This is a genomic window from Lactonifactor longoviformis (genome assembly GCF_042848515.1).
In the GTDB taxonomy this organism is placed as follows: domain Bacteria; phylum Bacillota; class Clostridia; order Lachnospirales; family Lachnospiraceae; genus Lactonifactor; species Lactonifactor longoviformis.
The window spans coordinates 3,468,198-3,492,794 of record NZ_AP031453.1 but is presented as its reverse complement, the minus strand read 5'-3'; the positions used below and the strand labels follow the sequence as shown (position 1 = coordinate 3,492,794).

The window sequence follows — 24,597 nt, the reverse complement described above, 5'->3', positions numbered from 1 at the left end:
GGAATCATACAATCGGGAGGAAAAGCAGCAATGAAGAAAGTAGTAAAATTCGGCGGGAGCTCTTTGGCAAGTGCAGAACAGTTTCAGAAGGTGGGGGATATTATTCGTGCCGACGAGTCAAGACGGTACGTGATCCCCTCTGCACCCGGCAAAAGATTTACTGATGATATTAAGGTTACGGATATGCTGTATGAGTGCTATCAGGCAGCTGCAGAGAAGAGAAAGGAATTTAAAAACCTGCTGAGATGTATCCAGGAGAGGTACCAGGAGATCATCGATGGTCTTGGACTTTCTCTGTCACTGGAAGAAGAATTTTCGGTAATCGAGCAATCATTTAAAAATGGTGCGGGAGAGCAGTATGCAGCTTCCAGAGGAGAATTCCTCAACGGTAAGATTATGGCTGCCTATTTGGGGTATGAATTTATAGATGCGGCAGAAGTAATTATCTTTGACGAAAATGGAAGCTTTGAAGCGGACAGAACCGACGAGATACTTTCCGCACGCCTGGAAAATGTAAAAACTGCTGTAATCCCGGGATTTTATGGTGCCACAGAGGATGGTGTAGTTCACACCTTTTCCAGAGGGGGATCCGATGTAACAGGATCCATCGTGGCAAAGGCCATCAAGGCAGACCTGTATGAAAACTGGACTGATGTCTCAGGATTTTTAGTGGCAGACCCAAGGATTATTAAAGATCCTCAGGTAATTGAGACCATCACATACAGAGAGCTTCGGGAGCTTTCTTATATGGGAGCAACCGTGCTGCATGAAGATGCTATCTTCCCTGTAAGAAAAGAAGGAATCCCTATCAATATCAGAAATACCAATGCACCTGAAGATAAGGGAACCTTTATCGTAGAAAGCACTTGCAGAAAACCCAAATACACCATTACAGGAGTGGCCGGCAAGAAAGGGTTCTGTTCCATTTACATTGAGAAATCCATGATGAATGCGGAGATTGGGTTTGGGCGCAAAGTTCTTCAGGTATTCGAAGAACAGGGGATTTCCTTCGAACATGTGCCGTCCGGAATTGATACCATGACAGTATTCGTACACCAAAGTGAGTTCGAAGAAAAAGAACAGCAGGTAATAGCGGGTATCCACAGAGCCGTACAGCCCGATGTAGTAGAGATGGAGTCCGATCTGGCCCTAGTCGCTGTAGTAGGCCGGGGAATGCGCGCCACCAGAGGAACAGCCGGAAGAATCTTCTCTGCTCTGGCACATGCCAATATAAACGTAAAAATGATTGACCAGGGGTCCAGTGAACTGAATATCATTATAGGTGTAAAAGACAGCGACTTTGAAACTGCAATAAAGGCAATATACGATATTTTTATTATGACTCAGATCTAAAAGAGGGATAAAAAGGGGACGTGTTCTTTCTACAAAGAACACGTCCCAAAATCGATCCAGCCTGTCCCTAATTCATCTTGCCCTGTCCCTTTTTCATTATATTCCTCTAATGTATTGCAAAACATATAAATTTTCTTTAAATATTCCCGCCAATGTTTCATGAAAAATTAACAGCTGTCAAGAATAATATATGTTATGATAATTGGGTATTCTAAACCGGAAAAGGGGCCGGTTTAGCATTGCTGAAGGCGGCACATGAAGATGTGCCTGTATCGTTATAAGGGGAGAATATTATGGATAATGTTTTGAGAAGCCAGTTGAAAAAGATTGGCAAAAAAGAGAAGAAATTACTGGACAAGAACAAAAAGGGGACCGTCCGGGCAGTCTCGGAAAAGTTAGAAAATAAGATTCCGGAAGGGGTTAGAGTTAAGCTGGAAACTGCTTTCTATAAAGGGTTCCGCCTTGTCTTTTCTAAAGGGACGGGATGGATTGAAAAAACATATAACAAAGAAAAGCGAATGCTGGAATATGAAGCAGAGGATTATACATATGAGAGAGATCAGAAAAGAGTAATCAAACAGCTGAATAAAGTTTCCTCCAGGAGCAGTATGTCTAATCTGGGACTGACAGCTTTGGAGGGGACTGTTATGGGGGTGCTTGGAATCGGATTGGCTGATATTCCTGTGTTCATAGGTGTGCTTCTGAAGGGAATCTATGAAGTGGCTATAAGCTATGGATTCTCCTACGAAAAAGAGGAAGAGAAATATTATATTCTTCTGATGATAGAGGCAGCGCTTGCCCACGAGGAAACACAGCGAACACTGGACGATAAGGTAAATGAGATTACTGAGTATTTAAGCCAGGGGATCGCTGTTCCTTATCTGGTGGAAGAACAGATGCGGCAGACAGCAGATGCCATGGCAGAAGATATGCTTTGTATGAAGTTTATTCAGGGTATACCTATTGTAGGAGTGCTGGGCGGAGCCGTTAATGTGTCCTATTTTAACCGGGTGATGAGGTATGTGAAATTGAAGTACCGGAAGCGGTATTTGTTGTCGAAAAATTGAGATTTAATGCAATCGCTTGGACATCGGCTCAGGAGTATTCAAGACGGCAGGTGTGGAGGACATGGGGACGGCAAGAGAAATCCCGGGGCAGCGGGCTGGCTGGTTCGGACAGGAGGAAGGCTTAAGTTCCGGGGACACCTCCGTCGCGAAGAGAGTCTAAGACAAAACCGGAATCCCCGCCGGAGCACCGTTCGTATGTGCAAAGAATGCTTGATGTGCATTCTCTGCCCATGCTCACTTTTTTCGGCCCTGACTGCCGAAAAAATCTCCAGCGTGAATCCCGGTTTTGCCTAAGACTCTCTACTCACTCCTGCGGAACCGTCCGCGGAACTTAAGCCTTCCTCCCGCCCGAACCAGCCCGCCCGCCGCCGAGGGATTCCTCTCACTTGGGTATGGGAGAGTTCCAGGGGTAGAGCTACATAATGGGAACAATAATGCGAAACAAGAGGAAAAGTGTACCACTCTCGACCTTCCCCACCCGTTTTCCGTGAATGTGAAGTGAGTCTCTGCCAGGTCAAGTGAGGAGGTCTTGGGGCCATGGTAAGGGAGGGTACTGCTCCTATCTGCGCAGACTGCGGAGTGCGTCCGAAGATCCACTGCCGGCGGTCACTTAGGAGCGAAGGCTCTCCTGAGCTTCTTAGTGAACGGCCAGGCAGTTAGCTAAGGAGAAACGCAGCAGCAAGCAGATAGGAGCAGTACCCTCCCTTACCATGGCCCCAAGACCTCCTCACTTGACCGTCCGTCTGCGATGCGCTCGCCGACTACATAACCTCGAACTTCACATACAAAAAACTATAATTTCTTTTCCATTATATAATCATCCATCACAAACCCATTCCCAATATCCGCCACCTGCGTTCTTGTTTTCCGGAATCCCATATGCTCATAAGCTCCGATGGAATTTGTATTGTTTTTATTGCACGTCAGCCAGATGAGGGAGAGCCCCCGCTCTCTGCACAAAGAAGAATAAAAATCAATCACTTGGGAGCTGTAGCCGTTGCCCCGGTGCGCTTCCTTTATGTAAATCTTGCTGAGAAACAGCGTTTTGTCCTCCTGGTGAATTCCTGAATACCCGATGGGAGTACCTTCCAGGCTGAGAAGAAAGTATTCATATCCCTCTCCTAACTGTTCCTTGAGAGCCGAGTAGGACTGGAAACGTTCCAGCATATATGCAACCTGTTCAGCGCCTATGATAGGGGTAAAGTGCTGCTGCCATATTTCTTTGGCAAGGCCGGCGATGGTCAGAATCTGGGCGTCAGTAACTGCGGGTTCAATGTGTAATCGTTTCATGTAGTATGCCTCCTTATGGTACATAAAATTGTATTTATTATAAAATGAAACCAAAACTTTTACAAGGAAATTGCCAAACTCCACATGTGCTTTACTTTTGATTGAAAGAAGAGTAAAATAGTAAAAAATGAAATTATTTTTTCAGCAGGGAGAAAAAAGCCCGGAAAGGATATTAAAAATATGGAAATAAAAGAAATAATGGAAGCTGCAGGTTTTCCATATGAAACTACTTTACGAAGATTTTCAAACAACGAGGCGTTGTTAAAAAAGTTTTTATGTAAATTTGTAGACGATACCACATTTTGCGAGCTTACAAAAGGAATAGAAGAAAAAGATTATGAAAAGATTCTCATGCAGGCTCACACCTTAAAAGGTGTAGGAGCTAATTTAGGATTTGACAAGCTGAGCCAGGAGTGCGCCGGCATAGTAACGGCAGTCAGAGAAGAACGGTATGAGAAAATCCCCCCTTATTTTGAGCAGGCAAAGAAAGAATATGAGACAGTAATGGCCTGTATTCGTCAGATACAAGGGTAAAAGAGGAGGTGTCAAGCATGACTGCAGATGAGAAATTACATAGAGGGAAACCCAGGATTCTCATCGTGGATGACTTGGAACTGAATCGGGCAATATTGTGTGAATTATTCTGCAAAGAATATGAAGTGCTGGAGGCCGAAAACGGCCAGGAGGCTATTGATGTGCTGGAAGAACAGAGCGACAGCATACAGGTAGTTCTTCTGGATATTGTGATGCCTATTTTGGATGGGTTCGGTGTTTTGGATAAGATGAGCCAGAAGGGCTGGATTGGACGGATCCCGGTAATTATGATTACTGTAGAGACATCCGACGGCGTAATGCAGAAGGGATATGAGATGGGGGCTACCGATATCATCTCTAAGCCATTTAACCCCAATATCATCCGCCAGCGTATCCACAACATCATTGAACAGTATACCTATAAGCAGAAACTGGAGCGGCTGGTAGAAGAACAGACAGAGATTCTCAGGCGTCAGTCCAAGAAGCTCAGAGAAAACAGCGCCCAGATGATTGATACCCTCAGTGCCGTGATCGAGTTTAAAAACACAGAGTCGGTGCAGCATATCTATAATATACGTACACTTACCAAGATCCTTCTGAAAGAGTTCTCCCGCAGACACAGGCAGTATGCCCTGAATGAAGAAAAGATAGAAAGTATTTCCGAAGCAGCAGCCATGCATGACATCGGTAAAATAGCAATTCCCGATCAGATATTAAACAAACCGGGCAAGCTGACAAAAGAAGAGTTCGAGATAATGAAAACACATACCCTGAAAGGGTGTGAGATTTTAGAAAAGCTGGCTACGGTGCAGAGTCTGGCCTACTATGACTACTGTTATGACATTTGCCGCTATCACCATGAGAGATGGGACGGAAACGGCTACCCTGACGGACTGAAGGGAGATGAGATTCCCATCTGGGCCCAGGCAGTGTCTATCGTAGACGTGTATGATGCTCTGACCAGCAAACGGGTGTACAAAGATGCCTATCCCTCCAAGAAGGCGATTCAGATGATAAAGGATGGGGAATGCGGAGTGTTCAACCCCCTTATGCTGGACTGCTTTCTCAAAGTGGTATCCAAGTTTGAGGAGGGAATACGCAGGGAGTCAGAGGAAAAGAATCTGACAGCTGAGGACAGCGGTATCATTATACCGGAGCAGGACAGCCACCAGGACAACGAGTATGAGCTGTCAACCCGAACTCTTCGCCTGCTGGAATTAGAGAGGCAGAAATACAGAATTCTTTCTGAGCTTTCCGGAGAGATTTTATTTGAGTATAATATCAAGTCAGACAAACTAATATTTTCGGATCAGTACCAGGTGCTGACCGGGCGGGATGCCGGCTTTGAGAATTTCTGGAGGGGAAGCGCCAAAGAGCAGCTGATTCTGAAGGAAGATATTCCCAGACTTTATGAAAAGATAAAAGAAATATCAGAAGATAAGCCGGACTGCAGGCTGGAGATGCAGATTGATCTGGAAGAAAAGGGCTATGAATGGTATGAGGTATATCTCTATCCTATCTGGGATACTGGCTTTGAGAGGGTGTGTATCGGCTATATGGGAAAACTGATAAATATCCAGAAGCAGAAAAAGAGGAACCTGCAGCTGCAGAAGGCCGCCGACAGTGATCCGCTCACCGGGATTTTAAACAGGCAGGCAATGCAGAAGAAAGTATCCCATCTTCTGAGAACCAGGCAGATTCATGCGGGGGCTATCGGGTTCATTGATCTGGATAATTTCAAGACAGTAAATGACAGCTACGGTCATATGTTCGGAGATGAGGTTCTCAAGCGGGTGGCTGGAGTCCTGAGGAGCATACTCAGGGAAACAGACTATATAGGACGAATCGGCGGGGACGAGTTTATCGTATTTTTCAGGGAAATTTCTGCGAGAGAAGCCCTGGAGAGAAAGCTGGAGCAGATGTGCGAAAGTCTGAGGCAGAATGTGGACGGCTGTCATGTGTCTGTGAGTATCGGAGCCTCCCGCTATCCTGAGGACGGAGACACCTATGATGTTCTGCTCCATAAAGCGGATCAGGCACTCTATATGTCAAAGCGCATGGGAAAAAATGGATTCCAAATCTACGATGAGGCCTGCGGCAGCAAACCCTTCCGCTCCCTTTTGTCGGGTATGGATGAGTATGACGAACGCCTGGAACAGATGGTGCAGGCATTAAAATAATATCAGACATAAACTACCAGGTATTGACATTTTTAGAAGCTATGCTACAATATATGGTATGTCAGAACGAAACATAGAGAAGGACTGTTGCAGTCAAAGGCCTACAGGCAAAAAGCTGCAGCGGTTCTTTTTCACGGAAAAGGAGGAAATGAATGGAGATATCAAAGAATGCCAGAATGGTACTGGAAAAACGCTATTTGATGAAAGATGAAAATGGTGAGGCAATGGAAACTGTGGATGGAATGTTCCACCGTGTGGCCAATGCCATTGCCCGGGGAGATCTTCTCCACGATGAAAATGCAGATGTAGATGCCACGGCGGCAGCCTTTTATCATATGATGACGGAACTGGAGTTTTTGCCTAATTCCCCTACCCTTATGAATGCAGGACGTCCTCTGGGGCAGCTGTCTGCCTGCTTTGTTCTTCCGGTGGAGGACAGTATGGACTCTATCTTTGAAGCGATCAAACAGGCGGCTTTGATCCATAAGAGCGGAGGCGGGACAGGCTTTTCCTTTTCCAGACTTCGTCCGGAGGGAAGTACGGTCAATTCCACAGGAGGGGTGGCCAGCGGTCCCATAAGCTTTATGCGGGTATTTAATATGGCAACAGAAGCGGTAAAACAGGGCGGATCCAGAAGGGGTGCCAATATGGGGATTCTTAGAATTGACCACCCGGACATCCTGAAATTTATTGACTGTAAAGCTGATAATAAAGAAATTACGAATTTTAATATCTCTGTAGGACTCACAGAGGCGTTTATGCAGGCAGTGGAGACAGACGGGGAGTACAGTCTGATCGAGCCGCATACCGGTACCGTGGCCGGCAAATACAGAGCCAGAAAGGTATTTGACAAGATTGTGGATGCCGCATGGAGAAACGGAGAGCCGGGTATTATTTTCCTGGATCGCCTGAACAGGGACAATGTAGTTCCGAAGCAGGGGGAGATTGAATCGACCAATCCCTGCGGAGAACAGCCCCTGCTTCCCCACGAGAGCTGTAATCTCGGGTCAGTTAACCTGACAAAGATGCTGAAGGAGAGCAGAACAGGCTATGTATTTGACTGGGAAAAGCTGAAAAATACTGTGAAAATGGCAGTTCATTTCCTGGATAACGTGATTGATGTGAACAAATATCCTCTGGAACAGATCGATTACACCACAAAACAGACAAGAAAGATCGGGCTTGGCGTTATGGGGTGGGCAGACTGCCTGCTGATGATGGGAATCCCGTATAATTCGGAGGCAGCAGTAGAACTGGGAGAAAAGGTAATGAAATGTATCACGGAAAGCGGCCGTGAGGCCAGCCGGAAGCTGGCAGAACAGCGGGGAGCTTTCCCGCTCTTTGAGGAAAGTATCCTTCCCCAGGACATGCCCCAGAGAAATGGGACGATTACAACCATAGCTCCCACAGGGACGCTCTCCATCATTGCCGGTTGTTCGTCCGGGGTAGAGCCTATCTTCGGCTATGTATTTATAAGAAATATAATGGATGGGACAGAATTGCTGGAAGTCAATCCCATCTTAAAAAAGGAACTGGAGAGAAGAGGATTATATTCGGAAGAGTTAATGCGGAAGATTGCAAAGGAAGGTACGGTGGCCCATATAGAAGAGCTTCCTGAGGATCTGCGGAGAGTCTTTGTGTCCACCCATGACATCAGCCCCTCCTATCACGTACGCATGCAGGCTGCTTTCCAGAAATATACGGATAATGCCGTGTCCAAAACCGTTAATTTCAGCAATTATGCCACGAGAGAGGATGTGGCAGAGGTCTATACCCAGGCCTTTAAGCTGGACTGCAAAGGCGTTACGATCTACAGAGACGGCAGCCGCAATGAGCAGGTACTGAATATCGGCAAGGTGAAAAAGGACGGGGAAGAGGAAGAGATAGCAGGAAGAGTAGTTCCCCGGCTGCGCCCGGCGGTTGTCTCCGGGATTACGGAAAAGGTTCAGATCGGATGCGGCAATCTCTATATCACTGTAAACTATGACGATGAGGGAATCTGTGAGGTGTTTACCAACACCGGGAAAGCCGGAGGCTGCCCCAGCCAGAGTGAGGCGACCGCCCGTCTGGTTTCCATATCCCTGCGCAGCGGTATTGATGTAAAGTCTATCGTAAATCAGCTTCGGGGAATCCGTTGTCCTTCCACGATCCGGCAGCCCAAGTTAAAATGTACTTCCTGCCCGGATGCCATCGCACGGGTAATCGAAAAAGTCTATAATGAGCAGGTGAAGTTAGGACGCTGGGCACCGCCTGCCAGCAAAATCGTGGTAAAGACGGAAAAGGACGGAAAAGGCACAGTGCGCAAGGCAGCAGATCCTCTGATTCCTGAACCCGGTGAAGTCCCTGGAAATATGCATTTTTGTCCGGAATGCGGTGCATCCTTAGAGCATGAGGGAGGCTGCGTCATCTGCCGCCAGTGCGGATACAGCAAATGCGGGTGATCACAGCGGCAGAAACTCTAGAAAAAAAATATGGATTTTATACAGTTCTATGGTATAATGTCGGTAGGCATGGGACAAACATGGTCCATGTTCTGTGAATGCTGAAAGGCAAGACTTAAAAATAACTGAGGTGTAATTCATGAAGAGAGTATTGTTGAAGTTAAGCGGAGAAGCTTTGGCAGGTCCTAATAAGACAGGGTTTGATGAAGCTACGGTAATGGAAGTAGCAAGACAGGTAAAGGTATTGACAGATGAGGGAACCCAGATAGGAATCGTCATCGGAGGCGGGAATTTCTGGAGAGGACGAACCAGTGAGACTATCGACAGGACCAAAGCAGATCAGATTGGCATGCTGGCTACTGTGATGAACTGTATCTATGTATCCGAGATTTTCCGCTATGTGGGAATAAAAACTCAGGTGCTGACACCATTTGCCTGCGGATCTTTTACTAAATTATTTTCCAAGGACAGGGCGAATAAATATTTTGACAGAGGAATGGTAGTATTTTTTGCCGGGGGAACAGGCCATCCATATTTCTCCACAGATACCGCTACCGTGCTTCGTGCCATTGAGATTGAGGCAGAGACCATTCTTTTGGCAAAGGCTGTGGATGGTGTATATGACAGCGATCCTAAGATTAATCCGAACGCGAAAAAATATGAGGAAGTAACCATCCAGGAGGTCATTGACCAGAAGCTTGCTGTTGTGGATATGACAGCATCTATTATGTGCATGGAAAACCATATGCCTATGCTGGTATTCGGACTGAGCGAAGAAAACAGTATTGTGAATACCGCCCATGGAAACTGCTCCGGCACAAGAGTAACGGTATAGAATTCAAATGCTTATTAAATAAAAGGATTTAGGAGGAACTTTATATGGACGAAAGAGTGCAGGTATACGAAAACAAAATGCAGAAATCACTGGAGAATTTAATCTCTGAGCTGGGAACGATCCGTGCAGGACGTGCCAACCCGCATATCCTGGACAAGATTCAGGTGGAATATTACGGTACGCCGACGCCTCTTCAGCAGGTGGCAAATGTTACCGTGCCGGAACCCAGAATGATTCAGATTCAGCCCTGGGAAGGCTCTCTGGTAAAGGCTATTGAAAAAGCAATACTTGTTTCCGATCTGGGAATCAACCCTACCAATGACGGAAAAGTAATTCGCCTGGTGCTCCCTGAGCTGACAGAGGAGCGCAGAAAAGAATTAGTAAAGGATGTTAAGAAAAAAGGAGAGGCATGTAAAGTGGCCATCCGCAATATCCGCCGCGATGCCAACGATGCTTACAAAAAGCTGGCAAAACAGGATGTTTCTGAAGATGAGATCAAAGAGCTGGAGTCAAAAGTACAGAAGCTCACAGATAAGTTTGGAAAAGATATTGACAAAGTTGTAGAAGATAAGTCAAAAGAAATCCTGACTGTATAATTGATAGGAAAGACAGGAGAGGGGCACACTACCATAAGTATCTTATGGGCACGTGCCTCTTTGCGCGTAGAGAGGAGTTTAGGATGAATATTCCCAATCATGTAGCCATCATACTGGATGGCAACGGAAGGTGGGCAAAGTCCAAAGGAATGCCCCGGAATTACGGCCATGTAAAGGGCTGTGAAAATCTGGAGAAGATCTGCGGGATTGCAAAGGATCTGGGGATTAAATATCTGACGGTGTATGCATTTTCCACGGAAAATTGGAAACGATCCAAAGAAGAAGTTGACGGACTGATGAAGCTGTTCCGGAATTACACCAAGAAATGCATTAAAATAGCAAAAAAGAATAAAATGAGAGTCCGTATCCTGGGGGAGCCGTCTGCATTCGACGCAGATCTTCAGGAGAGTATCCGGGAATTGGAGGAGTTCTCCAAGGACTACGATGAACTTCATTTTCAGCTGGCCCTGAACTATGGAAGCAGGGATGAGATCGCCCGTGCGGTAAAAAAAATGATGCGGGATCAGGAAGCGGGGAAACTGGAGTGGGAAACTGTTACAGAGGACACGATCTCAAATTATCTGGATACCGCAGGACTGCCGGATCCGGATTTGATGATACGCACCAGCGGAGAAGAGCGGCTGTCCAATTTTCTGCTGTGGCAGCTGGCCTACACAGAGTTTTATTTTACTCCTGTTCCGTGGCCTGATTTTGGAAGAGATGAATTAATCCAGGCAATCGAGAAATATAATAGTAGAGACAGACGCTACGGAGGCGTCAAGGAGGAGTCATAATGTTTAAGACACGGCTGTTAAGCGGGATTGTACTGGTGATTCTGGCTCTGATTACAATTATTTCAGGAAATCTTGTATTATTTTGTACACTTCTGGGCATCTCTCTGATAGGGATGCAGGAGCTGTACCGTGCCATGGGTGTGAGAGAAGATAGGTTTAATGCCTTGGAACTGGCAGGCTATGGAGGGGCAGTGATTTTTTATCTCACCTTACTTCTGGGGCAGACAAAGTATGAGATGACGGCCCTGCTTTTTGGGCTGGTGGGAATTATGTGTGTCTATGTGTTCGCCTATCCAAAGTATCGTGCGGAACAGGTTATGGCGGCATTCTTCGGCATTGTTTACGTAGCGGTAATGCTCTCTTATATCTACCAGACCAGGAACCTGGAGGATGGTAAGTTTATAGTATGGCTTATCTTTATCTGTTCCTGGGGCAGCGATACCTGCGCATACTGTGTGGGGATGCTCATAGGAAAACATAAGATGGCCCCTGTCCTGAGCCCGAAAAAGTCGGTAGAAGGCGGAGTCGGCGGAGTCGCTGGAGCGGCTCTTATCGGCGGCGTCTATGGGGCTGCCGTCCACAGTGATATTGCCATGTATGCGGTGATTGGAGCTGTCGGCGCGCTGATCTCAATGGTAGGGGATCTGGCGGCTTCTGCCATCAAAAGAAACCGTGAGATTAAGGATTATGGTACGCTGATACCGGGGCACGGGGGAATCCTGGACCGGTTCGACAGTGTGATATTCACAGCGCCGTTTATTTATTTTTTAGCGGCAGTGCTGTTATAGCGAAGGGAAGCATATGAAGAAAATAGCAATCTTGGGGTCCACAGGATCCATAGGTACACAGACGCTGGATGTGGTGCGCAGGAATCAGGATATACAGGTTCTGGCTTTGAGTGCAGGCAGCAATATTAAGGTTCTGGAAGAACAGATACGGGAATTTCATCCCCGTCTGGCGGCTGTATGGAAGGATGAAAAAGCAAAAGAGCTGGCAGTTAGAGTTGCCGATACTGATACCCGGGTGGTGAGCGGGATGGATGGTCTGCTGGAATTATCTGTCCTGGAGGGAACGGAACTTCTGGTAACAGCTATTGTGGGGATGATAGGAATTCTGCCCACAATAGAAGCAATAAAAGCGGGAAAGGATATTGCCCTTGCCAATAAAGAGACGCTGGTAACCGCCGGCCACATTATTATGCCTCTGGCACAGTCCCGGGGTGTGAGAATTCTTCCGGTTGACAGTGAACACAGTGCTATTTTTCAGTGTCTGAACGGGGAGGACACAGGGACCGTGAGCAGACTTTTGATCACAGCCTCCGGCGGACCCTTTCGGGGAAAGAAGACAGAGGAACTCAGAAATGTAAAAGTGGAGGATGCTCTGAAACATCCCAACTGGGCTATGGGCCGGAAGATAACGATAGACTCCGCGACCCTGGTCAATAAAGGCCTGGAGGTTATGGAGGCAAAGTGGCTGTTTGGCGTTGACTTGGACCGGATACAGGTAGTGGTACAGCCCAAAAGCGTGATACACTCTATGGTTGAATTCCGGGATGGAAGTATTATGGCTCAGTTAGGAACCCCTGATATGCGGCTGCCTATTCAGTATGCCCTGTACGGGGGAGCCAGAAAGTATCTGGGAGGGGAACGCTTAGACTTTTTCCAGCTGGCAGACATTGCCTTTGAGGCGCCGGATACAGAAATTTTCCGGGGGCTGCCCCTGGCTATGGAGGCTTCTGAAGCGGGAGGGTCTATGCCCACAGTATTTAATGCCGCCAATGAGATGGCAGTGGGCAAATTCTTGAAGAGAAGTATCGGTTTTCTGGATATTTACCATATTATTGAGGAATCTATGGGAAGGCATCAGGTGGTTAACAATCCAACTGTAGACGAAATATTGGAGATAGAAAAGGATACATACAAGTGGATTGAAAGCAGGTGGTAAATTATGAGCAGTATATTTCATATGGTAAGTAACGCAGGGCCGTTTCTCATAAAACTTTTGGTGGCAATGCTGGTATTCAGCGTCATCGTAATCTTTCATGAATTGGGACATTTTCTGTTGGCAAAGAGAAACGGCATTGGCGTCGTGGAGTTTTCTTTGGGAATGGGCCCCCGTTTGATCAGCACAGTGAAGGGGGAAACCAGGTATTCCGTAAAGCTTCTGCCCTTTGGCGGTTCCTGTATTATGGTAGGAGAAGACGGGGATGAACAGGGGGAGAATACGTTTAACAATGCCCCGATCTGGGGACGGATCGCTGTGGTAGCCGCGGGGCCAATCTTTAATTTTTTTATGGCGTTTGCATTTGCTATGATTATTGTCAGTGTGGTGGGATATGATCCTGCGGAGGTGATGGAAGTGCCGGAGGGCTCCCCGGCGGCAGAGGCAGGTCTTCAGGCCGGAGATATCATCACAAAGTTTGAGGGCCGCAGCGTAGATATCGCCAGGGATATGGATACGTACATTGCCCTGCACGGACTTACCAGCGACGAGATAAACCTTACCTACACCAGAGACGGAAAAAAACAGTCAGTCCGCTATCAGGCAGAGAGTGTGGAAAAGTATATGCTTGGCTTCGGCTATACGCCAGACGGCCCGGCTGAGATAACCAGTCTTTCCAGAGGACTTCCTTTGGAGGAAGCCGGACTTCAGATCGGGGATGTGATTACCAGCATAGACGGAACCCCCATCGGGGATGCCAATGGGCTGGTAAAGTATCTGGAGGCAAATCCCCTCAGCAGTCAGAGAGTAACCATCGGATACGAGAGAGACGGCAAAGAAAAGGAAGTCTCTGTAGTTCCCAGGATGAATAAGAATATCTCTCTGGGGTTCGCTTATAACCTGGGGAGGGAGAAAACGAACTTCCTGGGGGTTATGAAGTATAGCTTCATAGAAGTAAAGTATTGGATTCGTACCACAGTGGAAAGCTTATTTATGCTTGTTAAAGGGCAGTTTACAGTGAACGACCTTTCCGGACCAGTGGGAATCGTAAATGCCATCGGTGACTCCATCGATCAGGCAAAGCCGGAAGGGACGAAGATGGTTTCCCTGCAGATGATTTACTGGGCCATTCTTCTGTCTGCGAACCTGGGAGTCATGAACCTGCTGCCGATTCCAGCGTTGGACGGAGGACGCCTTGTCTTTCTGATTATCGAAGCAATCCGGGGCAAGGCACTGAACCGGAACGTGGAAGGTATGGTTCACTTTGCAGGTTTTATGCTTTTAATGGCATTGATGGTATTTGTAATGTTTAATGATATCCGCAAACTGTTCTGAGTTTACCAGGATGCACAGCTATGCGCAGCCGGAGGCAGATAAAGCCTCCCGGCTGCCTTTTTAGTATATTGGAAAAGGTTCTCCGGGCGGGATGCTGGATAGCCGGATGTTCTCCTATATGGAGATCCCCATCTTTGTGTGTCTGGGAAGAGATTCTCTGTAAGTCTCGTCGATTCTGATATGCGTTTCAATCATCTCCTCCAGCAGTTTTTCATCCCTTTTCTTCAAAGCGGTAAGGATTGCCAGGTGCTCTTCGTAAGTTTTTTGGTATTCCGCCTTCTCATAGGTAACCTCTGCCATCCCCTGAAAGTACTGCTGAATCAGAACAAAAAGAGTCTGATACAGGTATTTGTAGAGAATATTGTCGGAGAGATCAAGCAGTGCCATGTGAAAATTGCTGTCGTATGCTGTGAGAAGCTCCACAGATAGTTCCTTGCCGTTTTCCATGTGGGCCTGGGGAGGAACCATAGAGGCCTCTAGCTGCAGAATGGCCGGATCAGGGACATTTCGTACGATATATTTACATGCTTCCATTTCCAGAACCTTGCGGAGCTGGAGAAGATCGTCCAGCTTTCCTTTACTTAAGGCAAACATGATGCAGAGGGTATTGTTGATTGTGTTTTCCGGGTGCTGGGTGATATAGTTGCCGCCTCCCTGGCGGCTTTCCAGGATCCCCATAATTTCCAGTGCCTTCAGTCCTTCCCTTACAGACGAGCGGCTCAGAGACATGGACGCGGCCATATCCCGCTCTGTAGGAAGCTTGTCCCCGCATTCCAGCTCTCCGGTGAGAATATCCTGCTCGATTTTTCTGAATACTTCGTTGCAGTTCGTGGTTGATTTTGTGAATTCCATGTTTTCCTCTCCTTTTAAAAAGTTAAATAAATAACAGGATAAAATGTATTTACGTTTTGGCAGTTATAGTGTATAATAATATTATAACAATTGGTCAGACCAATTTCAAGAGTAAATTTACTTTTACATCAGAATAATTGGGCGGGCATACGGCTGCACCGTATGATAATGTATACCCAAAGGGCATCCCGTGACACATGCCCTGCGGGCGGGCATACGGCTACACCGTATGACAATGTATAAGGAGGTTGATGATATGAAGGTTGTATTTGCTGAGTATCCTGAGAGCAGAAACAGGGATATTAAAACGGAGATGATGTATCTGCCGGACGGCGCAGAGATCGGATTTGCGGTGTATGACGAAGACCATCTGGAGGCATATTATGAGGCTTTAGAAGATGCAGATGCAGTTTTGACGGGGTTTGCCCCTCTTGATAAAGCGGCGATTGATCACTTGAAGAAGTGCAGAATTATATCTGTGCAGGCAACAGGCTGGAATTTCGTTGATTCTGATTATGCAAAGGCAAAGGGGATTGCTGTATGTGCGGTGGGAGAATACTGTACCCAGGAGGTAGCAGACCATGCTATGGCACTTATGCTGGCACTGTGCAAGATGTTTCCCTATCATACAAGAAGAATAAACCAGGATAAGGCATGGGAGATTGAGAGCTTAAAAGATCGTGAGGTCCGGCGGATTGAAGGCCAGACTCTGGGAATTGTAGGATTCGGAAAGATTGGCCGGGCCGTGGCGAAAAGGGCGCAGGCCTTTGGGATGAAAGTGATTGCATACGATCCTTATATCGAGGCGGAAGCCGCCAATGCTATGGGGGTATTGCTGACCGATATCGACACCCTTCTGGGAAGCTCTGATATTATTACCATCCATATGAACATGACGGAAGAGAATGAATGCTTTTTTAATAAAAATACCTTCGCTAAAATGAAAAAGCATCCTTTTATCATTAATGTGGCAAGAGGCGGCATGATCAATGAGGAGGATCTGGCGGAGGCACTGGATAAGGGTCTTGTCAGAGGCGCTGGTCTGGATGTGCTTTACAGTGAATCGCCTGACCTTGCAGCCAGCAGGCTTACCAACAGGGAGAATGTGATTATTACGCCCCACAGTGCTTTTTATTCGGACGATTCCATTGAAGCCTGTGAGAGGATCTCAATGGAAAATATTCGCTATTATCTGGAGGGAGAAAAAGACAAGGTATTTAAACTGGTATGATAAAAAGGCAGATAAGCGGGCCGGGAACGATGGGTTCCCGGCCCTTATTGCGTCAGCGGCTACTGAAGTTCCGCAATTCTTGTAACACCTACAAAGATTTCCTGTATCTTATACCAGGTGCGGTAGTCTACGATTCCGGTCTGAGGGAGACCGAAAATGCTCTGGAATTCTCTGACTGCATTCTGTGTGCCCTCCCCGTAGATGCCGTCAGCAGCGATGGAAGGAATCGCAGTGTAAACTTCACCGATGGTATTAAGCTGTTCCTGCATCTGGCGTACTTTGTCTCCGCTGGCGCCTATATCCAGATTGTAGCCGGGCCATGAGGCGGGAACCCCTGAAACTTCCTCGGCGGAGTTAATGTACATATTATCGCCGTAATAGTGCCGGAGGATTTCAATGGCGGAATAATTCTGATCGCCCAGGTATTTTGAGCCCCACTGACTCATCCAGTTGGGACAGGAGACCCTCTGTCCGTCACAGTACTGTGTCAGGATAGGCTGTTTTACATTCGGCCGTGAGAGATAATTGGAGAATAATTCATCCACAATATCAGAAATGCTCTTGAAAATATTTCTTCCGTACATAAATTTATGATCATAAGCGGTGGATGAAGTAATGGTAAAATCATACCCTTTGTTCCGATACCACTCTGTGTAAACGCGGTTCAGGGTAAAGGACATAATGGCCAGAACATTGGCACGTATCGTATTATCCGGCCAGGTAGCGTATATCTCACTGGATGCAACATTTTTGATATAGTCCCTGTAACGGATATAATAGTTTGCTGCTGTTGAATCACTGGGGGCGCCGTCGTGCACTACAACATATTCCGGAATCACAACCCTGCTCAGGACAATCTCCCCTGATTCATTGGTAGGCTTGATCTCATCCTCAGGGATCTTAGGAGGGTATTCTCCATACAGGGTATGAGCCGGAATCACGATGTTCTGGAATTGTTCTCCGGGAGCTGTGGGCTGCATACGAACCGGGAGAAGTGCCTCGGCTTCCGGGAGAACCTCTGTGCCTGAGACGTCGATGGGCTCAAAGCCGTCAGCATTGATCTGCACTGTGTATTCAGAATAGGGCTGATACTCTGAGGGAGCCATACTGTAATCCAGCGGCGGTGCCGGAAGCTCGATCTCAGGTGTCTGACCGTTTGCATCTGTTGTTAATTCTTCGATAGGGCTTTCGGGATCTCCGGAGTAGGAGATGGTTACTTTAGCATTTGTGATGGGCAGATTCCGGATGGATGACTGGACAGTTACCATAAGCCTGCCCCGATCCACCCGATTATCCTGCATAGCGCGCATATGCGAATAATTCATAAGTACCTCGCAAAATAGAACCTTCGTAATATTTTATGCAGCAGTCTTTAATATGTACCTGTGAATCATTTTTCAGGAAAAAATCTGAGAGAAACTCATATCCTTTGCCTTTTGTGGGAATCATGAGTAAGAGAGGCAGATTTTACATTTTACATTTATTTAACATGCCCAGGCTTTTGGATTTTACAAGGGATTGTTACTATCTAAATGTATTAAGTGAAGCAAACAAAAAAGGAGTAAAAGGTTATGATGAAAAAATTAGTAGCAGGACTTTTGGCAGCAACGATGACCCTTGGTATGTTAGCAGGCTGCGGAGATAACGCAGGAGATTCCAACAGTGACACACAGACTGAGGGTACAGACAACACAGGCGATACGGATGCGAAGGATACGTCTGGTAACAGCAATCCTATCACCGTTATTTCAAGAGAAGACGGCTCAGGTACGAGGGGCGCGTTTGTTGAACTGTTTGGAGTAGAAGAGAAAGATGACAGCGGGGAAAAAGTGGACAACACCACACAGGATGCGGAAATTACCAACAGCACAAGCGTTATGATGACAAGTGTGGCCGGAAATCCTGATGCCATCGGTTATATTTCTCTGGGTTCCCTGAATGACACTGTCAAGGCATTAAAAATCGATGGGGCTGAGGCAACGGTAGACAACATTAAAAGCGGTACTTACAAAATTTCCCGTCCTTTTAATATTGCTGTAAAGGAAGGCTTAAGTGAAGTGGCTCAGGATTTTGTTGACTTCATCTTAAGCAGTGAAGGGCAAAAGGTAGTTGAGGACAGCGGATATATCACTGTGAACGATTCTGCTGAAGCATATGCCGGCAGCAAACCGTCAGGAAAAATTGTAGTTGCAGGCTCTTCCTCTGTAACCCCGGTTATGGAAGCGCTGAAGGAGGCATATTTAAAAGTAAATTCCGGAGCTGAAATTGAAGTACAGCAGAGTGATTCAACAACAGGTATGCAGTCCGCCATGGACGGCATCTGTGATATCGGAATGGCATCCAGAGAGCTGAAGGACTCTGAAACAGGCGGCGGTCTGAAAGCAACTCAGATTGCACTGGACGGCATTGCAGTAATCGTTAATAAAGAAAATTCAACAGAAGACATGACCAGTGACCAGGTAAAAGCTATTTACACAGGTGAGACAACATCCTGGGGAGATATTCAGTAATTATTTTACGGCGAAAGAGTTGTGGCAGAAACAAGAGGCTGCAGCCCTTTTTCGCGTTGAAGGAGCGTAAAACATGAAAGACATGAAAGAAACAATAATGAAAATTATCTTCCTGATATCTGCCTGCGCTTCTATACTGGCAGTAGCCCTTATCTGTATCTTTCTTTTTGCAAATGGGGTTCCGGCCATAGGCAAAATCGGAGCCGGGGAATTCCTTCTGGGTAAGACCTGGAGGCCGAACAATAATCTTTTCGGCATCTTTCCCATGATACTGGGCAGTATCTATGTTACGGCAGGAGCAATTATTGCAGGCGTTCCCATCGGAATTCTGACAGCAATTTTTATGGCTAAGTTCTGTCCAAAATGGCTGTACCGGTTTATGAAGCCTGCTGTGGATCTGCTGGCGGGAATCCCCTCAGTTGTCTATGGCTTTTTCGGTCTGGTGGTAATGGTGCCTCTTGTGCGGCAGTTCTGCAGGGCATTTGAACTGAATGGCAACGGCAGCAGTATATTTACGGCATCCCTTCTTCTGGGAATTATGATTCTCCCCACAGTGATCGGTGTTTCAGAGGCGGCAATCCGGGCTGTGCCGGACCAATATTATGAGGGAGCGCTTGCCCTGGGGGCAACCCATGAGAGAAGCGTATTTTTTACGGTGTTTCCGGCAGCGAAGTCAGGTATTATGGCCGCGGTTGTACTTGGAGTTGGAAGAGCGATCGGAGAAACCATGGCGGTGATTATGATAGCTGGCAATCAGCCGCGGATGCCAAAAGGACTCTTCGAAGGGGTCAGAACCCTGACCGCCAATATTGTTTTGGAGATGGGGTATGCGGCGGATCTTCACAGAGAAGCGCTCATTGCAACGGCAGTGGTACTCTTTGTGTTTATTCTGATTATCAACCTATTATTCTCGTTACTCAAAAGGAGGCAGAAATAATGCAGGCAATGAATAAGCAAACCTGGAAACAAAAAGCAAAGGCTTATAGGAGCAGTCCTCTGTCCTTGTTTCTGCTGATTTTAGTGGCACTGGCGTCCCTGATAACAGTATGTGCTCTTCTTTTTCTCATTGGATACATTATGGTAAAGGGGATACCGAACCTTACGCCGTCTCTTTTTGCATGGACATACAATACGGAGAATGTTTCTCTGCTTCCTGCACTTATCAATACCATACTTATGACACTGTTATCCCTGCTGATCGCAGGCCCTCTGGCAATTTTTGCCGCGATCTATCTGGTAGAGTATGCCAAGCGGGGCAATAAATTAGTGGAAATTGTGCGTGTGACGGCTGAGACGCTGACGGGAATTCCATCTATTGTTTACGGACTTTTCGGCCTGCTGTTTTTTGTGACAACACTGAAATGGGGGTATTCCCTTCTTGCGGGCGCATTTACTCTGGCAATTATGATTTTGCCGGTAATTATGAGAACCACAGAGGAAGCACTGGGGTCTGTGCCCGATACGTTTCGGGAGGGGAGCTTTGGGCTGGGAGCCGGACGTCTCAGGACAGTCTTTGTCGTGGTCCTTCCGTCAGCAGTTCCCGGTATCCTTTCCGGAGTCATTCTGGCCATCGGAAGAATTGTGGGAGAGACAGCGGCCCTTATGTATACGGCGGGAACAGTAGCTGAAGTGCCAAGCAGCCTCCTGTCTTCCACGAGAACGCTGTCTGTGCATATGTATGCCTTGTCCAGTGAAGGCCTTTATACCGATCAGGCATATGCCACGGCGGTGGTTCTCCTTATTATTGTACTGCTGATTAACTGGCTGTCTGGTGCTCTGGCCAAGAAAGTGAAGAAAGGATAAAGACATGGATAAGTTTACGATTTCAAATCTGGATTTATATTATGATGATTTTCATGCCCTGAAGGATGTGAATCTGAATCTGCCGCCCAACGAAATAACCGCCTTCATCGGGCCCTCCGGGTGCGGCAAATCAACCTTATTAAAATCTCTGAACCGGATGAATGATCTGGTGGAGGGATGCAGAATCACGGGAAAGGTGTTGTTGGACGGGGAGGATATCTACGGGGATATGAACGTGAATCATCTGCGCAAACGAGTGGGCATGGTGTTTCAGAAGCCGAATCCCTTCCCTATGAGTATCTATGACAATATTGCGTACGGTCCCAGAACCCACGGAATTCATTCCAGGGCAAAACTGGACGATATTGTGGAAAAGTCCCTGAGAGATGCCGCCATCTGGGAGGAAGTGAAAGACCGGCTGAAATTAAGTGCTCTGGGCATGTCCGGAGGACAGCAGCAGCGTCTCTGCATCGCCAGGGCGCTTGCGGTAGAGCCGGAGGTACTCCTGATGGATGAACCTACCTCGGCCTTAGATCCTATCTCGACTTCAAAAATCGAAGACCTTGCGATAGAATTGAAAAAAGATTATACTATTATTATGGTTACACACAATATGCAGCAGGCGGCCCGTATTTCAGACAAAACAGTCTTTTTCCTTTTGGGAGAGGTCATCGAGTATGGGGAGACAGAGCAGGTATTTTCTGTTCCGAATAACAAGAAAACAGAGGACTATATTACCGGGAGGTTTGGATAATGAGAATCAGGTTCGAACAGCAGCTTGAACAGCTGAACATTGAATTAATCAAGATGGGCGCCCTGTGTGAATCAGCTATTAATAAGGCAAATGAGGCACTGCTCAATGTGGATAAAAATGAAGAGTGCGTGGCAGAGGTTATGGGGATTGAGGATGAAATCAATCAGAAAGAGCGTGACATAGAGGCCCTGTGTATGAAGCTGCTTCTGCAGCAGCAGCCGGTCGCCAGGGATCTGAGACAGATTTCCTCTGCGCTTAAGATGATTTCTGATATGGAGCGCATCGGAGATCAGGCGGCTGACATTGCAGAGATCTCTAAATATGTCCAGGTGCGTCAAAATGCCAGCAAGATTCACATCGGAGACATGGCCAAGGCGACTACGAAAATGGTTACGGAGAGCATTGATTCCTATGTAAACCGGGACCTGAAAATGGCTCAGGAGGTGGTCAGATATGATGATGTGGTGGATGATCTGTTTCAGGAGGTAAAAAGTGAGTTGATAGAACTGGTTGTAAAAGACAGCCAGAATGGAGAGTTTTACTTTGATCTTATTATGGTTGCCAAATATTTTGAGCGAATCGGCGATCATGCAGAAAATATTGCCCAGTGGGTAGAATTTTCAATTACCGGAAAGCATGAGTTTTAGAGAAAAGGGTTAGGATGGAGGAACGTATGATTTATTTGGTAGAGGATGATGACAGCATACGGGAACTGGTAATTTACACGCTGCACAGCACAGGGTTTGAGGCTGTGGGATTTATGTGTGCAAAGGACTTTTGGAAGGGAATAGAAAAGCAGATGCCGGCCCTGGTTTTGCTGGATATTATGCTGCCTGATGAGGATGGTCTCCAGATCCTGAAGAAGCTCCGGAGCAATACTTCAACAAAGAAGGTTCCGGTTATTATGCTCACGGCAAAAGGCACGGAATATGACAAGGTGGTAGGACTGGACAGCGGTGCGGATGACTATATTCCAAAACCGTTTGGCATGATGGAGCTGGTATCCCGGATAAAAGCAGTCCTGCGCCGCACGGAGCCGGTAAAGGATGAGAATGTATTGGAAGCCGGCAGCATATCTGTGGATATTGACAAGCACCTGGTTATGGCTGACGGAAAAGAGGTTACACTTACCCTGAAGGAATTTGAACTGCTCTGTTATCTTATGAAAAACAAAGGGTTTGTGCTGTCCCGTGATAAGATTCTTTCCCGTATCTGGGGATATGACATTGATGTGGAGACACGAACGGTCGATGTACATATCCGTACTCTTCGGCAGAAGCTGGGCAGCTGCGGAGAAATGATAGAGACTGTCCGGGGTGTGGGATACCGGATAGGAGGAACCAGATAATGAGAAAAAAAATCTTTGGGAATATGTGTGTGATCTCCATACTGGCTATCTTAGTCACTTCTATCTTTGTTGTGGGCGTATTTTACGGGGACTTTGTAGAGAAGATGAAGAGTGAAGTGGAAACAGAGGCAGGATATATCAAAACTGCCGTGGAACAGATGGGAGAGGAGTATCTTGATGAGATCCTCAGCCAGCCGGAGGTAAACAGAAGAAACCGTATCACCCTGGTAAACAGTGATGGCACGGTTATTTTTGACAGCTACTATAATCCGCAGTCACTGGAAAACCACAGGAAGCGCCCTGAGATTCAGGCTGCCCTGACAGAGGGCACAGGGAGGTGCAGCAGGGTGTCAGATACGCTGCAGCAGGAGACATATTATTATGCCCTGAAGCTGGACAACGGTATGGTGCTTCGGGTGGCGAATACCAGCAGCAGCGTATATGCCAGCCTCCTGCGGGTTATTCCCCTGGTTCTTCTCATCTGTGTTATAGTATCTGCAATTACCATGCTGATAGCTACCCGTCAGACGAAAAAGATTGTGCAGCCCATCAATGAACTGAATCTGAAAAAACCGGAAGAGAATGATACTTACGATGAGCTGGCCCCTTTGCTGGGCAGACTGGAAAAGCAGAACAAAACTATTAAGCTTCAAATCGAGGAGCTGAAGGTGAAACAGAGAGAGTTTACCGCGCTGACCGAAAATATGAGCGAAGGATTTTTGGTTATTGACCAGGATGGAAATGTACTTTCCTACAACAGCAGTGCTCTGGAGCTCTTGGGAATGAAGCAGGCCATCGGTGAGAAACAAAATATTCTTACATTTAACCGCAGTGTGGGACTGCAGAATGTAGTGGATGAAGCGCTCAAGGGCAATCCAAGCGAACAGGAGATACAGGTAGAGGGGAAATACTGCCAGATTATGGCGAACCCTGTGACCAGCAAAAAGCAGATCAAAGGTGCAGTTATTGTGATTATGGATGTTACAGAAAAACAGCAGAGAGAGCAGATGCGCAGAGAATTCTCAGCAAATGTCTCCCATGAGCTTAAGACACCTCTCACATCGATCTCCGGATATGCTGAAATTATGAAAAACGGCCTGGTAAAACAGGAGGACATTCCCAGATTTGCCGAGAATATCTATAAAGAGACTGCCAGGCTTATAACCATGGTAGGTGATATCATAAAGCTGTCCCAGTTGGATGAGAACCAGGTCGCTATGCAGAAAGAAGAAGTAGATTTGTATTCCGTGGCAAAAGAAGTAGTGGAGCGTCTGCAGGCAACCGCCTCCGGTCATAAAGTTACTCTCTCCCTGCTGGGAGAATCCAGAACTGTAAACGGAGTGCGCCAGATACTGGATGAAATGATATACAACCTCTGTATCAACGGCATAATCTATAACCGGGAGGGCGGGTATGTGCAAGTGCGCGTAGAAAATCGGGAGGGACACACCATTCTGGCAGTCAAAGACAACGGCATTGGGATCCCCCAGTCAGATCAGCAGAGAGTATTCGAGCGTTTTTACCGGGTAGACAAAAGCCACTCAAAACAAGTGGGAGGTACAGGGCTGGGGCTTTCCATCGTAAAACACGGGGCAATGTTTCATAGAGCCGGTATCGAGATGGACAGCATTCCAGGTAGCGGCACAGAAATCAGGATAGTCTGGTAGAAATAGGGAAATATTTATATGTTTCATGGGAGATTATTATTTTACTTATTAACCTTCAGGACGTAT

At 46.8% G+C, this 24,597-nt stretch carries 22 protein-coding genes; 19 read left to right on the top strand and 3 right to left on the bottom strand.

Annotated features, from left to right (window positions below; genetic code table 11):
• The first annotated feature begins 30 nt into the window (after positions 1 to 30).
• Both ACGHCT_RS15895 and ACGHCT_RS15890 read left to right on the top strand, forming a co-directional pair.
• Positions 31 to 1,353 (top strand): aspartate kinase, encoded by a 1,323-nt coding sequence (locus ACGHCT_RS15895; RefSeq protein WP_390436769.1) that lies wholly within the window; start codon positions 31 to 33, stop codon positions 1,351 to 1,353.
• A gap of 293 nt (positions 1,354 to 1,646) precedes the next feature.
• A complete protein-coding gene (locus ACGHCT_RS15890; RefSeq protein WP_390436767.1) occupies positions 1,647 to 2,420 on the top strand; it encodes an EcsC family protein in 774 nt (257 codons plus the stop codon).
• A gap of 792 nt (positions 2,421 to 3,212) precedes the next feature.
• On the opposite strand, the gene ACGHCT_RS15885 is transcribed toward ACGHCT_RS15890, so the two are convergent.
• Positions 3,213 to 3,710 (bottom strand): GNAT family N-acetyltransferase, encoded by a 498-nt coding sequence (locus ACGHCT_RS15885; protein ID WP_390436765.1) that lies wholly within the window; start codon positions 3,708 to 3,710, stop codon positions 3,213 to 3,215.
• Between the two features lie 180 nt (positions 3,711 to 3,890).
• Here ACGHCT_RS15885 and ACGHCT_RS15880 point away from each other — a divergent pair, with 180 nt between their 5' ends.
• The 9 genes from ACGHCT_RS15880 (at position 3,891) to rseP (ending at position 14,366) form a co-directional block, all read left to right on the top strand.
• The gene (locus ACGHCT_RS15880; RefSeq protein WP_390436763.1) at positions 3,891 to 4,244 is read left to right on the top strand and encodes an Hpt domain-containing protein; all 354 of its coding nucleotides are present in this window, start codon (positions 3,891 to 3,893) and stop codon (positions 4,242 to 4,244) included.
• Between the two features lie 17 nt (positions 4,245 to 4,261).
• On the top strand, positions 4,262 to 6,424 hold the full coding sequence (locus ACGHCT_RS15875) for a diguanylate cyclase (RefSeq protein WP_072848377.1): 2,163 nt from the start codon (positions 4,262 to 4,264) through the stop codon (positions 6,422 to 6,424).
• Positions 6,425 to 6,576: 152 nt separating this feature from the next.
• Complete coding sequence (locus ACGHCT_RS15870; RefSeq protein WP_072848376.1) at positions 6,577 to 8,865, top strand: vitamin B12-dependent ribonucleotide reductase; 2,289 nt, start codon at positions 6,577 to 6,579, stop codon at positions 8,863 to 8,865.
• Positions 8,866 to 9,004: 139 nt separating this feature from the next.
• The gene (gene pyrH, locus ACGHCT_RS15865; RefSeq protein WP_072848374.1) at positions 9,005 to 9,700 is read left to right on the top strand and encodes a UMP kinase; all 696 of its coding nucleotides are present in this window, start codon (positions 9,005 to 9,007) and stop codon (positions 9,698 to 9,700) included.
• A 44-nt stretch (positions 9,701 to 9,744) separates the two neighbouring features.
• On the top strand, positions 9,745 to 10,296 hold the full coding sequence (frr, locus tag ACGHCT_RS15860; RefSeq protein ID WP_072848373.1) for a ribosome recycling factor: 552 nt from the start codon (positions 9,745 to 9,747) through the stop codon (positions 10,294 to 10,296).
• 83 nt (positions 10,297 to 10,379) lie between these two features.
• Complete coding sequence (locus tag ACGHCT_RS15855; protein WP_072848371.1) at positions 10,380 to 11,090, top strand: isoprenyl transferase; 711 nt, start codon at positions 10,380 to 10,382, stop codon at positions 11,088 to 11,090.
• Positions 11,090 to 11,878, top strand: a complete 789-nt coding sequence (locus ACGHCT_RS15850; RefSeq protein WP_390436761.1) for a phosphatidate cytidylyltransferase — start codon at positions 11,090 to 11,092, stop codon at positions 11,876 to 11,878. Before ACGHCT_RS15855 ends, ACGHCT_RS15850 begins: the two co-directional genes overlap by 1 nt.
• 13 nt (positions 11,879 to 11,891) lie before the next feature.
• Positions 11,892 to 13,034, top strand: coding sequence for a 1-deoxy-D-xylulose-5-phosphate reductoisomerase (locus ACGHCT_RS15845; RefSeq protein WP_390436759.1), 1,143 nt, complete (start codon positions 11,892 to 11,894; stop codon positions 13,032 to 13,034).
• 3 nt (positions 13,035 to 13,037) lie between these two features.
• Positions 13,038 to 14,366, top strand: a complete 1,329-nt coding sequence (gene rseP / locus ACGHCT_RS15840; RefSeq protein WP_084067542.1) for an RIP metalloprotease RseP — start codon at positions 13,038 to 13,040, stop codon at positions 14,364 to 14,366.
• Between the two features lie 114 nt (positions 14,367 to 14,480).
• Here rseP and ACGHCT_RS15835 read toward each other — a convergent pair whose 3' ends face one another.
• The gene (locus ACGHCT_RS15835) at positions 14,481 to 15,218 is read right to left on the bottom strand and encodes a FadR/GntR family transcriptional regulator (protein WP_072848366.1); all 738 of its coding nucleotides are present in this window, start codon (positions 15,216 to 15,218) and stop codon (positions 14,481 to 14,483) included.
• A gap of 256 nt (positions 15,219 to 15,474) precedes the next feature.
• On the opposite strand from ACGHCT_RS15835, the gene ACGHCT_RS15830 reads away from it, so the two are divergent.
• Entirely contained in the window at positions 15,475 to 16,449 is a 975-nt protein-coding gene (locus ACGHCT_RS15830; protein ID WP_072848364.1) for a C-terminal binding protein, read from the top strand.
• A gap of 59 nt (positions 16,450 to 16,508) precedes the next feature.
• On the opposite strand, the gene ACGHCT_RS15825 is transcribed toward ACGHCT_RS15830, so the two are convergent.
• Positions 16,509 to 17,750 (bottom strand): peptidoglycan-binding protein, encoded by a 1,242-nt coding sequence (locus ACGHCT_RS15825; protein ID WP_341443334.1) that lies wholly within the window; start codon positions 17,748 to 17,750, stop codon positions 16,509 to 16,511.
• Between the two features lie 273 nt (positions 17,751 to 18,023).
• Here ACGHCT_RS15825 and ACGHCT_RS15820 point away from each other — a divergent pair, with 273 nt between their 5' ends.
• The 7 genes from ACGHCT_RS15820 (at position 18,024) to ACGHCT_RS15790 (ending at position 24,531) form a co-directional block, all read left to right on the top strand.
• A complete protein-coding gene (locus ACGHCT_RS15820; protein WP_341443333.1) occupies positions 18,024 to 18,959 on the top strand; it encodes a substrate-binding domain-containing protein in 936 nt (311 codons plus the stop codon).
• Positions 18,960 to 19,032: 73 nt separating this feature from the next.
• Positions 19,033 to 19,896, top strand: coding sequence for a phosphate ABC transporter permease subunit PstC (pstC, locus tag ACGHCT_RS15815; RefSeq protein ID WP_072848359.1), 864 nt, complete (start codon positions 19,033 to 19,035; stop codon positions 19,894 to 19,896).
• Positions 19,896 to 20,762 (top strand): phosphate ABC transporter permease PstA, encoded by an 867-nt coding sequence (gene pstA, locus ACGHCT_RS15810; protein ID WP_341443306.1) that lies wholly within the window; start codon positions 19,896 to 19,898, stop codon positions 20,760 to 20,762. The genes pstC and pstA overlap by 1 nt, the downstream gene beginning before the upstream one ends.
• Before the next feature lie 4 nt (positions 20,763 to 20,766).
• Positions 20,767 to 21,516, top strand: a complete 750-nt coding sequence (gene pstB, locus ACGHCT_RS15805) for a phosphate ABC transporter ATP-binding protein PstB (protein WP_072848358.1) — start codon at positions 20,767 to 20,769, stop codon at positions 21,514 to 21,516.
• Positions 21,516 to 22,163: a phosphate signaling complex protein PhoU gene (gene phoU, locus ACGHCT_RS15800; protein ID WP_072848356.1), complete on the top strand. Its 648-nt coding sequence runs from the start codon at positions 21,516 to 21,518 to the stop codon at positions 22,161 to 22,163. The genes pstB and phoU overlap by 1 nt, the downstream gene beginning before the upstream one ends.
• A gap of 26 nt (positions 22,164 to 22,189) precedes the next feature.
• Positions 22,190 to 22,864, top strand: coding sequence for a winged helix-turn-helix domain-containing protein (locus ACGHCT_RS15795; RefSeq protein ID WP_390436757.1), 675 nt, complete (start codon positions 22,190 to 22,192; stop codon positions 22,862 to 22,864).
• On the top strand, positions 22,864 to 24,531 hold the full coding sequence (locus ACGHCT_RS15790; protein ID WP_390436755.1) for an ATP-binding protein: 1,668 nt from the start codon (positions 22,864 to 22,866) through the stop codon (positions 24,529 to 24,531). The genes ACGHCT_RS15795 and ACGHCT_RS15790 overlap by 1 nt, the downstream gene beginning before the upstream one ends.
• Positions 24,532 to 24,597: the final 66 nt, after the last annotated feature.